Annotated in this window: 9 protein-coding genes and 1 pseudogene; 2 read left to right on the top strand and 8 right to left on the bottom strand. The window is 45.3% G+C overall.

Annotated elements, in window-relative coordinates:
- Positions 1–317 precede the first annotated feature (317 nt).
- Together MiSe_RS28115 and MiSe_RS28110 are read left to right on the top strand one after the other, a co-directional pair.
- Positions 318–455 (top strand): hypothetical protein, encoded by a 138-nt coding sequence (locus MiSe_RS28115; protein ID WP_226586713.1) that lies wholly within the window; start codon positions 318–320, stop codon positions 453–455.
- Between the two features lie 48 nt (positions 456–503).
- Positions 504–992 (top strand): ion transporter, encoded by a 489-nt coding sequence (locus MiSe_RS28110; RefSeq protein WP_226586710.1) that lies wholly within the window; start codon positions 504–506, stop codon positions 990–992.
- Here MiSe_RS28110 and MiSe_RS28105 read toward each other — a convergent pair.
- From MiSe_RS28105 to MiSe_RS28070, 8 genes and pseudogenes are all read right to left on the bottom strand, one after another.
- Positions 984–2501 (bottom strand): transposase, encoded by a 1518-nt coding sequence (locus tag MiSe_RS28105; protein ID WP_226586708.1) that lies wholly within the window; start codon positions 2499–2501, stop codon positions 984–986. The genes MiSe_RS28110 and MiSe_RS28105 overlap by 9 nt on opposite strands.
- 372 nt (positions 2502–2873) lie before the next feature.
- Positions 2874–5093, bottom strand: a complete 2220-nt coding sequence (locus tag MiSe_RS28100; protein ID WP_226586706.1) for a SulP family inorganic anion transporter — start codon at positions 5091–5093, stop codon at positions 2874–2876.
- A 108-nt stretch (positions 5094–5201) separates the two neighbouring features.
- Positions 5202–6878, bottom strand: a complete 1677-nt coding sequence (locus tag MiSe_RS28095) for a glycosyltransferase family 4 protein (RefSeq protein WP_226586704.1) — start codon at positions 6876–6878, stop codon at positions 5202–5204.
- Positions 6879–7233: 355 nt separating this feature from the next.
- A complete protein-coding gene (locus tag MiSe_RS28090) occupies positions 7234–7554 on the bottom strand; it encodes a hypothetical protein (protein WP_226586702.1) in 321 nt (106 codons plus the stop codon).
- Between the two features lie 264 nt (positions 7555–7818).
- Positions 7819–8253: a cyclic nucleotide-binding domain-containing protein gene (locus MiSe_RS28085; protein WP_226586700.1), complete on the bottom strand. Its 435-nt coding sequence runs from the start codon at positions 8251–8253 to the stop codon at positions 7819–7821.
- Positions 8254–8413: 160 nt separating this feature from the next.
- On the bottom strand, positions 8414–8902 hold the full coding sequence (locus tag MiSe_RS28080) for an STAS domain-containing protein (protein ID WP_226586720.1): 489 nt from the start codon (positions 8900–8902) through the stop codon (positions 8414–8416).
- 111 nt (positions 8903–9013) lie between these two features.
- A pseudogene (locus MiSe_RS28075) lies at positions 9014–10228 on the bottom strand (SulP family inorganic anion transporter); the annotation flags it as partial.
- Positions 10229–10524: 296 nt separating this feature from the next.
- Complete coding sequence (locus MiSe_RS28070; protein WP_226586698.1) at positions 10525–11493, bottom strand: DMT family transporter; 969 nt, start codon at positions 11491–11493, stop codon at positions 10525–10527.
- Positions 11494–11920: the final 427 nt, after the last annotated feature.

Raw genomic sequence — 11920 nt, 5'->3', positions numbered from 1 at the left:
CGTTGATTAAATCGGGGAATCCAATGGCTATTACGATTGCTGCTAGTCTCGAGCAAAAAACTCAAGCTGCCCGGTCTGGTTCGATTCGCCAGCAGCTAAAATTCGCGCTGATTCGGTTGGCGCGCGCTGTGCTGCAAAGCTTGTGAAACTGCTGTTTAAGCAACTGGTAGCAGAATTCTGCCAAGGCGGCGCGCTGTCGGCAGAAGATAACCCAACCGACGCTAACAACGTGCCTTTCTAGCTTACAGGCAAAGCGCTAGCAGCCAGGTTGGGAAAATCAACCAGTTGGCTGAGCGGACTATTGAAGAAATTGGGTGATGCTTTCCCCGATACGATCGCGCAATTCGACCCGGATGGCTACCGCTGGAAATGGCACGAGCGGAAGTTCAGAGCCTGCTTACGCACCGGGGACAATCGATGACAACGGCTCAAAGGCGCTCGCTGTCTACGATTAAGGTAAAAATGCCAAAGTAAATTGTTACATTGAAAAATAGGAATCAAACATGTTGCCTTCGTCTGGTTCAAAAGATGTTCGGTCGCAGCCGTATCAAGTCTTCATGCTTGCCTTGTGTCTCTATGCCTTGGGGACATTGGCGTTTGAATCTTTCTTCTTGCTCGATCCATCCACCCACAAAATCCTTAAGTACGCTGACAATGCCGTTTGTGCGTTATTTTTTCTTGACTTTCTCATCAGTTTGTACCGCGCCCCAAACAAATGGCGGTATCTGTACACTTGGGGCTGGATAGATCTGGCATCGAGTATCCCTACCGTAGAAGCACTTCGCTGGGGTCGTATGACTCGCGTTGTGCGTATCTTCCGCGTCCTGCGCGGCGTTCGCGCCACAAAACTGCTGATATCTTTGATTTTGGACTGGCGATCGCAAGGAACCTTCCTAGCCGCAGCTTTGGTATCGATTGTGGTCATCATCTTCTCAATTGAGCCACTCTCCGCTCTCGCATACGCGGAGATTCAGGCCAGGAGTTTAGGTTAACTTTTTGCCCTTAATGGCTATCTGGTTAACATTTCCTGACTGTGCCGAGAACCGCTCCAAGGGAGAATGAGACTGCCTACTTTCGGACGCGCCTAATCGTTCGCGGTTTATTTGAAAATCCCTCCATGCCTCGTGCAAGTAAGGCTCCGACCTCTCCCACTGTTCCACAGCGAGATGCAATAGAAGGACACCTTCCTCATTGACAAATCTACCCAAATAAGCAGCAAAAAGATCCCGATGCATCGCAAATCCAGTTTGGTCAAAATGAACGCGATCTGAAAGTTTCTTTTTGATCCGTTCACCAGTTAAATGGGTTTGCGACAGTGCCGTTTTTTGGGTAGAAAACTTCATGAATGACCCGCCAGCGCTCTCAGCCTTACGGGCCAATTCGGATTGGACAAACCCAGGAGATTTAGCAGAAATTGCCTTGCCGTATCGTTTCTGCCACGACTTCACCGACACATTTTCGGTTTTGATGTGCTTACCGTGTCTCAAAATTTCGTTAACAATTCTACGGTTTTGAGACTTGGCATAGGCACTCTTGCGGCGTTCTAACTCTCTCTTCTTCCTGGCTATCTTTTGATATGTTTTAGACTTTTTCCATCGCCGAAGTCCTTTTTTAGGCTTACCTTTTTTAACAACAGATCTGCGTCCTACACTAGCGGTAAAGTCAGCTTCATAGTTTTCTGGGTTTGAGCAGCGCTGGGAACGTTGCATTTGACGCTGTAAGGCTTTTATTTCACTCTCGTAAGTTGGCACTTTATCCGCGAATGGCAGCAGTCCGGCTTTGTTATCTCCGACAAAGGCAATGTTGGCAATATTGAGGTCTAAGCCAATGACTCCATCAGCCACATAGTTTTTTTCTTTCTGATATGGCGTTCCTGAGTTAACCAACTGAACGTACCAGCGTCGCTTACCATTTAACTCCCGCCACAACAGGCGAACGTATTTTACTGGGGAATTTAGACCGTGTTGAATTACTGGATTATCGTCACAGATAATCGGCGTCAGCTTCAATTTACCCCAGATGAGCGCGTTGTTTTTCCACCTGATGCCTTGTTTATTGGTTTTGCCTTCGACGCTTCTAAATCTACTCGGTACTTTATAGCGTACATTTTTTGCTCTACCAAACAAAACTCTTTCACTAGCTCTAAAAGCTCTGGTGGCTATAGTTTGTTGGGTGTTGGAATCAACCATTTGAGCTATCCACTTCGATCTATTGCTAACAATTGTGGCATAAGCTTGAATGTCGTAATCGGAATATCTGTAGGCTCGCCTTGCGGCGTTGAAGGCGTCGCTTCTTGTTTTTTTCGATTTGCGATCTATTTGCTTGGCTAATTGGTAAGCTGCACAATTACGTACCAGATTCATTCTTGCCATTGCTTCGCTCAGGCAGGCATTATATAGTTGCCGTGCTGCTTGAAAGCGAGACAACAGTTGCTTCTCCTGGAAGCTATCTACGATTAATGGCAGTTCCGTTACAAATGTTGATGTCTTACTTTTAGCCAATTACTATCACCTCCAATTAATTTATTCTTAAATTGTATACGCTCTTCTGAATGCCAAGAATCAACATTAATTAAGCTTAATATTGACTGCGGTTAAAACCGCTCGTGTCGCGTTTCCACCCCGCAATAAATTGACGGGGCTACCACGCTCCCGTTATTTTTAGGTGTAGGTCTGTTCGCTACATTCTCAGGATTTGTAGCGGCATGGTTTCTGACACCCGAAGCCAAACAGCAAGAAAGCGAGCTGGAAAGTCTACGGCAGGAATTAGCCACTATCAGGGAGCTGCTGGAGAAACGAGACCGGGATGGAGCGGCTTGATCGTGGCAATTAGCCATTAGCAATTAGCAATTAGCAATTAGCATTCCACTTGAGTTACTTAAGAAGATTTTGCAGTTCTTCGGAGCGCTGTTTGAGGCGTTCTGCCAGCAAGTTGACAATAAATTTATGAATGGTTGCTGCTAACTTTGGCTCTTGATTCTCCATCCGCTCAAAAGCCTCAGCGGAGAGATAATAAAGACGACTGTTCTGGTCAGCCACCACTGAAGCGGTGCGGGGTTCTTTCCGGTAAAGACCGATTTCGCCCAGGATAGTGCCGCTGTCATAGGTCGCTAGTCGTTGAGTCTGACTGTTGGGTAGTTCGAGGACGACGCTGACTTGACCCGATTCCAGGAAGTAAAAACCATCGGCAGGGTCTCCTTGGTGCAGTAAGAATTCACCTTGCTTGATTTGAACCTGTTCCAGATACTGCATCAACTGGGAGCCATTCTCAAGATCGGGGAGCAGGATTTTAAGTTGCAGTGCTAAAGGCAAAAAGCGGCGACGACGCAATTTAGCTGTTTCTAGAATTTGGTTTTCACACCATTCCAAACCTCGATCTAAATCGGGAAATAATTGGCAGACGGGATCTTCAGATTCTAAGCAGCCTCCTTGCTGGAGTTGCGTGATGTCCTTCGATGAAAGGTTGGTAAACAACAAAGAGATTTGCTTTTGTTTGGCAATCTGTTTGAGCTTGGAAAAACTCATCACCCCTGAAGAGTCCAATCCACTGACCCGGCGAAAGTCGAGTACGAGAAAACGCACTGTAGGAAGATCTGGATTTTCTAGCCGTTCGCGAATCCGATCGAGCAATTTGCGAGCCGTGCCAAAAAAGATTAATCCTTGCAGTTCGAGAATATGAATTTGCTCTCCTTTTTGACGCAGCAGGCGTTCCTCGTTTGGCGGTCTTTGCACTTGGCTGTGGCGGTTTGCTCCAGTGAAGGTATGCTTGGTGACAGCAATCTGACTGGTGTTGATGGCAAAGAGAATGACCGCAGCAATCATCCCAACAATAACACCTTCAAGAAAGCCGAATGCGGTCATGAAAAATATAATTAGGATGATCAGACAGTAATCGAATAGAGGAAATTTAAACCACGCCAAGTAGACCCAGGTTACGAGAGCGGATAAGCCGTTGAATATCAGTAGTCCACCAATAACTTGTTTTGGGCAGAAGGATAAAATTGATGCTCCCAACATCAGCATCGTTGCACAAAGTAAGGCAACCAACAACCCAGCTAAGCGACTTCTTGCCCCCAATCTGTAAACGAGACCTGACTGACTCAGATGGTGGAAGCCACCGATACCACCTCCAACAGCAGATACTAAGGTGGCTACTCCTGCTGTCTTGAGTTCGCGATCGAGATCGATATCTCGCTGGCTAACGACCTCAATCCCGCTGATATTGAGCAGGATGGAAATCGCTTGAATAAACCAAAGCGTGGCGAAATTGCCAATCAGTCCGAAGATAGTTTGCCAATTAGCTCCTGTCACGGCTGATAAAGTTAATGTTGATGCGTGCCACATTCCTGCTTCTGGAAAAGGACCTAGCAGTAGCCCTTTTTGACTGGCTGCGGCAACAGATGTGCCAGTCCACAGCAACACTAAGTAAAACGTCGCAATCCCAGCCAGTACCATTCCCGGCACTATCAGGAAATGACTATAGCGCTTCAAAATGAAAAATAGCAGCACCGCAAATATCAGTGCCGGTATCCAATTGATTAGTTGCTCTGACTGGACAAGCTTTGGCAAGGTAGAGAATTCCAGGGATAAACCCGTGACAATCCGAAAACCCCCCTTTACCAGCAGCCAGCCAGATCCAGCCAGGAATCCGCCGACGACTGGATAAGGAACAAACCGGATTAGTTCGCCTATTCTAAAGCGACCCAAAATTAAGAAAAAAATCCCGGTGATGGTGGAATTAAACGCAATTGCTCCGTACGCCGTCAGCAAGATTTCTTCTGTTGAATTCGTCCCAGACATCGTGGCAGCAATTGTGCTAGTAACCAAACCCAAAATAGCTGCGGTAGTCTCTTGAGGACCGGCGATCGCGGTGGGATTGGCACTGAACAAAGCAACGATTGCGCTGACTACCGTCGAGGTAAACAGGGTCAATCCCAAGCCGATTGGTAAATACTGGGAGAGATTTCCTGAGAAAATCAGGGTAGCAAAAGAGACACTGTAAATAACTGCAAAAATCCCGGCGACTAGACCAGCTGTGAGACTGGGTAGAAGGCGCGTCGGCTGCAATTCTTGTCGGCACCATTCGAGGTTCATAATAATGCTTTTTCCCTGACGCCAATAAATTATCAATCTCTTTTTGAGCAGATGATAACCTTAGCTATTCAGGCAAATCAAGGGTTGGCTGATTGACGCCAAGCTGTACTAGGGAGAATCTGTCACACGCAGAACATCAAATTTTACAAGATACAGAAGGGTACGAAGTAATTGTGTGGGGGAAACATCTGTATGAGAGTTGAGGATTGTTGCAATTGAGACTCGGCCGTTTTGGGCGAGCGCAGCTAATACAGCATCTATAGTTGAATTTCCGTTTCTTTTGTCTGCGCCAAAATTGGTTATCCAATTCTGCCGGATTTGTTGCAAACGCTCTGGTGTACTCATCGCACCAAGTTCGAGAACTAAATCCTGGTTGGGTGTTGTACTGGTGTAATGCGCAAACAATCTAAAAGGATCGTCACATAAAGGTACTGGTGGGTTACCTGGCTGAAGCGGTGCAGACATTGGTGCAGCAGCACGAATTTCTGCTAGTTCCTGCCAGAAATTTTCGTAAGCTGCGATTACAACTTTCCAATCATAAGTTTTCTGAGCGCGTTGTCGTCCGTTTTTTCCCAGACGCTTTCTCAGTTCAGGATTAGCAATCAAATCTACTATTGCTCTTGATGCTGCGTCAATATCAACTGCTATTGCCATTGATGAATGAGCAATATAGCCGCTGTAATTTAAAGTATTACTGAGATATGCAAAGGCCAAATCCAGCCCTAATCCTGGCTGAGGCATCAGTGTAGGAATTCTCAAACCATCGATTTCATGACGCACAGACTCTTGATAACCATTCCAATCTGAGACAATTACAGGTAACTCAGCAGCCATTGCCTCAATTGGTGTCAGTCCAAAAGTTTCTTGGATATTATCTGCTAATGACATAAAAATATCTGCTGCCGACCAAATCCCCGAACGAATTTCTGGTTGGCGTCCATCGACAAAAAGACAATTGACCGATGGACAGAAAATTTGGGCACTTTGTTTAAAGCTAACTTCCTCTGTTGCATCTTCAAACCAGCCAGCCTGCACAAAATGAATTTTGGCTTTGGTCGCTTGTGCCGCTTTTTCTAAAGCCAAATACATTGGCACAGGATGTGCCTTGGCATAAAAGCACAATCTACCCACAAACAGCACAACAATATCATCTTGGGGAATGCCGAGTGTTTGACGCAGGCTTTTCCGGGTGTTTGTGGTATTATCCCCAAGATTAAAGGCATCGCAATCAATACCTAGAGGAATAATTGGCAGTTGGATATGAATATTTGGTTTACCGCCTGTGCGTTGAGCTAAATATTCAGCCCAGGTATTAAGAAGACGTTCAATAGCATTTTTAACTGCAACGGATGTACAGATGAGAGCATCCCAAGGCTGAAGCGGGGCAATAAGTAAATCACCAATGCTTGCCATGCCCTCCATACTTGCAATAGTATGAGTTACTCCGCAGATACTGTATGCGCGTTGATCGTAAAATCGTCTATTCCAAGCATATTTAGATAGCGCAGGGTCTGGGTGATAGATTGTTCCCGCTTGTGCCAGCACTTGATGATTGCTGGTAGATAACCACTTAACTTGGCGAGGACGTTTCATCCAAGGTTGAATGCGAGCGCAAAATTCAACGAATTCTTTTTGGCTAGATGTATAGCAATATAGTGAATCGGCTGTTCCATGTTGCACTAAAGCTTTCAGAAAACCTTCACCCGCAGCTTGACGACCTAGAAGCCTTACCCCAGATGTATCGTAACCATCTCTTTTGTAGAAAATTGCGGCTGTGTTATTCATATTTTGGATTGAATCAACCAAGCTACCGATCAATTTCTGCTCATCACTACCTATTTTTACATAAACGGTTATGAACGAAATATGCCTGATAGAGAAATCCTAATGGAATTGTGAAAATTTGTCGGGGTAGCGCCCCCGTACCTACCCCGTTTGCCGTGGCAACCACGGTACGGTAGCCCCTACATTCATTTCACAACTCAAGAGGGATTGCTATATCATGTCAGGTTGCATTGATATAGTCAACAATGGGACAAGGGGGAATTGGGTAAAAAAACCCTGGCACTTGCACAACCGATGCGAAGCGACACGATATGATGATACAACCCTCGATAGGAGTGGATTGAAATAATTTTGGTCATGGTTTTTCCTTTGTTTTTCTAAGCCGATTATGCCAGTAAATTATCAATCTCTTTTTGAGCAGATGATACCCACAACAGTTAACAGCAATTCTTCCTTTGGTGGGGATCTTGGCGGCAATGGCAGCTGCGATCGCTCCTAAAATGGTCATCGCTGACGGTACGGGAAGCACAATCGTCCCGACAAAGGAACGCCGCAGCGCCACTACTGTCCCAATCGCGGCGGTGCTAAATAAAGTGATGCCAATTCCTGTTGCTAAAAAAGGTTCCAGCTTGCCGGAAAAAACCAGTGCTGCCATCGGGGTAATATAGGTCAGCACTCGGATTAATCCTAATATTAAACCAGCCGTGATATCATGTGCGTTGAATCACCCGTAATAAAAACCTTCTCTTGTGGGTTGTCTTGTAGGGAACATCAATTGGTTAAAAGTTTTTTCACGCAGCTGTTGGATGTTCCCTACTCCTAATTCAGGGTAATCGACCGGACATGATATGAGACTGGATGATAAATTACGCGGTTGAAATTCTTCTTTCATAGATGTGAACGGATAGCAAGTTGACAATAAATTTGTGAAAGGTGGCTGCTAGTAACTCAAGTTGCTAGTTATGTCATAAATAGAAGCTATAGAAGCTATAGAAGCTAATGGCGAGATTGCTAAAAATCCTAGATTAGCAATTAGCAAGCTTGCAAGCTTGCAACGCCAAAGTTTATAACTAGCAACTTGCGTTAGTAGTGGTTCTTCGGTTTCGATGCGAGCAAAAGCTTGGTTAGAAAGATGGTAAAGGCGACTGTTGCTCACGCTAACTACTGACGCAAAACGAGGTGCGTTACCATACAAACCCATTTCGCCAACAATCGCGCCGGTGGTGTAAGTCCGCAATCGTTTTGTCTCACCATCGGAGAGTGCGACGACAACGCTAATTTGACCGGACTCTATAAAATAAAGCCCTTCAGAAGGATCGCCTTGGCGAAATAGAAATTCACCTTCAGATAGATGCACCAATTCCAGATATTGCATTAGTTTAGTCGCTTGCTCCGCAGAAAGAAAGCTGGTGCAAAGCTGCATGACCAATGGTAAAAAACGAGAACAGTGCAATTGACTAATATCACGTCCTTAAGCAACGGTTGTGTAACTGCTAATAGCTAATCGCTAATGGCTGCTGTCAGGCAATTGGCAATTAGCTATTAGCAATTAGCCATCGATACACTACCGATACCACCGGACATGATATAACTTCTAAAATTTGACTTTCGCACCACTCTAATCCTCGATCTAAATCGGGAAAAACCTGAAACACGGGATCGGGAGTTTCCAGGACGCCTCCCTGGTGGAATTGTTTGGCAGCAGTTGGCGGTAAATCGGTCAAAACTAACTGCAATGACTGCTTTTTAGCAATTTGCTTGAGTTTGGCAAAGCTCAAAACAGCGGAGGATTCGAGTCCCGTTACCTGGCGAAAATCTAGGATGACAAAACGCAAGTTTTCGTTAGCAAGATCGAGTCGCTCTCGAATTTGGTTGAGTAACTTGTTCGCCGTCCCAAAGAAGATTAACCCTTGCAGTTCCAGAATGTAAGTTTGCTCGCCTTTTTGCCGCAGTAACTGTACTTGGTTTGGCGGTCTTTGAACGCGACTGCGGTAGTTGACGCCGGAATCTACCCGTTTTGCCACATCAATGCGGCTATAGTTGACGACAAATAGAATAATCTCTGCAACTAAACCGACTCCCACGCCTTGCAGAAAGCCAACCGCACCGACAACGACTAGGATTAACAAGACGATGAAATATTCAGTTTTGGGCAGTTTATCCCCAGCATCCCAAAGGGATTCAATCAGTAAAGATAAACCGAAAAATAACAGCAAGCCGCCTAAAATTGGCTTGGGAAATAAGGATAAAGTAGCAGCGCCGAAAAATAATGCTATCGCAAATACACCGGCTGAAACTAAACCCACGAGGCGATTTCTCGCACCCAAGCGATACACTAACAATGAATCGCTCAATGTATGGTAAGCTGCTACGCATTTAAATCGAATAAACTGACGGGCAAGATGCCCATCCCACAAGAAGCTGATAAAAATTGGTCGCCAAATTAGATGCGTAGCAGCTTAACCAACCAGACCGCCACCCACTCCCACCGCTAAATTGGCAATGCCAGCCGCTTTTAATTCTCGATTAAAGTCAATATCGCATTCAGCCGCTAATTCCAGCGCACTGGCATTGAGTAAAATGGCAATGGGACTGATAGCGGCAATCGTTAATATATCGCCAATTTGAGTTGAAATGACTGACCAATCCACCTGGATTAATTTTGCCTGGTTGAAAGGTTGCCAAAGACTTCCAGAGGTAAAAGGTTCTAGCAGCCAACCTTTAGCGATCGCATCTTCAAAACCAGTATGGCTTGCCCATAAAAATAGATAAAACAATCCAATTGCCGCCACAATTGCAGTTGGCACGATCGACCAATGTTTGTAACGGCGTGAAATTAACACCAGCACGGCGGCAAATATCAATCCGGGTAACCACCGCAGCAATATGTCAGTTTGAAACATCACCGCAAGGCTGGAGAAATTCAGCTTTACATCGGTCATAATTTCGAGAGAACCGCGAAATAATAACCAACCCGTTCCTGCTAAAAATCCCGCGAGCGCTGGGTAGGGAATAAACCGAATCAATTCCCCCACTTTGAATTGTCCCAACGCCAGGAGAAATGCTCCCGTTAACCAAGCAGTAAGGGCAAATGTGGCAAGTATCGTGACAAAGATTGTTTCTGCATCGGCGCTATCAGACAAACTGCTGTTAATTGCTGCTGCACTTCCCGCTAAAACTGCTATTGGTAGCGTGTCTATATCCGCCGTAATTGTGGGGAAGGAACTGGTCAAAGAAGTTACAACGCGAACTGCGATCGCGCTCGACAAAACAATGCCAATTCCCTGAGCTTGCTTGTCAAATCCCCTGAAAACAGCCGCCAAAGAAGTATCAAATAATACCCCTATCATGCCGATTGGGAGTCCGGCTGCCAGACTGATCGGCAATGTTTTAGCATCAAACTCTTGAAAGAAATTGGCAACCGGAAACGAAAGGTTGGCGATCGCGTTGTTAAAATTGCTATCCTGGCTTTTTGTCATAAAAGTCCTGAGCTGTGAGCCTAGCCAGTAGGATGGAATTACACTTACTTAATTGGTTTGTAGTAAGCGACATTCCCCAGAGGTTGTGGTGCGTTACGTTTCACTAACGCACCTACACAAAATAGCCTTGACCATTAGCAATTAGCAATTAGCAATTAGCCAATAGCTCACGCTTGTACTAATGGTACCTGTTCCTTGATAGCAGAATCCCCTGATAGTGCCAAGTAGATGCCCAACAAAATTACGGCAAAGCCTAGCAAGTTTAAGAATGTTAACCCTTCGGAGAAAAATACCCAAGCACCGATTGCTGCTAACACTGGATCGAGCATGAGAAAGAGGGCGACAAATCCCGATGACAAGCGATTGAGACTATAAGCTAAAAGTCCTTGACCCACCACTTGGCAAATGATGGCAAGGCAAATAACTGACAGCCACCCTTGCCAGGTATAGGGGAAAAGTCCCTCTCCAGCGCTCAGGACAAAGGGTAAGGTTAACAAGGTAGCGCTCGCAGAACACCCCAACATAATTGCGATCGCATTTAACCGGGTTTGCAGTTGCTCTAAAAGCAGCAAATAAATCCCAAAGCACAGCGCCGCCAGTAAAGCCATAATATCACCAGTGAGTTTGTCGGGACTCAGTTGCAGGTCATTGATTCCCAGAGCGATTGATCCGCAAATGGCAATGCTCATACCGATGACAAATTTGCGATCAAATCGCTTACCCCAAAACAACCATCCTCCCAAGCTCGTAAACAGCGGCGTAAAGTTTACCAGCACCGTTGCATTAGCAACGCTGGTTTGAGTTAAAGACCATGCCCAAAGCATCAAGTCAGCTGCTAAAAAAATTCCCACCCCCAACAACTGCAACAGCACCCAACCTGTATAGATTGAATTAGGTTGGGGTTTTTGTTCCATTTTTTGACTGCGCGTCCCACTCAATTTATACCACAGCAGCATCACTATTGTGCTAATCCAAAAGCGATTAAACGCGGTAGAATAGGGACTGATTTCCTGTTCGCTCCATTTGATAAAAATGGCCGCCAAAGAGATGGAAACTAAGCCACCAATTAGACAAACCAGCGCCACTCCTGTTTCGTTTTTATCTAAGTTTGGTCGGGATTCGAGTTGATGATTCATTCTAGGTTATATTTTGGATTGGTAGATTGAACTTTTTTTAATTAATGAGATGAAAGTTTATTAGCAGCACTTTCTCAAATCCCAAAAGCACTTTGTGCCATCGGATTTCCCCGTCCATCCAAAACGGTTCGAGACTGCGGACCCTGCCAAAGTTAGATTGACAGTCTGTCGGCGATCGCGCAATTGCAATTTCCCAAAATTTCCGCTTAATCAAAATAATTTTGGCCATTTGGCTGATGCTATTCCTGAATATTTTACTCCTGGGTAATTTACCCTGGGGACTTACCCACGACGACGCCATAAACCCGGTTTCTTCAAAACCAACGATTTTTCGGATAAACCGAGTTTCTTGGGGTAATTCCTAATGATAATATCATACACTATTTCTGCTTTTTTATATATTTTTTGAGCTTTTTGTGAATTATAA

This window comes from Microseira wollei NIES-4236 (genome assembly GCF_020521235.1).
In the GTDB taxonomy this organism is placed as follows: domain Bacteria; phylum Cyanobacteriota; class Cyanobacteriia; order Cyanobacteriales; family Aerosakkonemataceae; genus Microseira; species Microseira wollei.
Note: the sequence above shows the minus strand (reverse complement) of the source record. Positions and strands in the feature narration are given on the sequence as shown.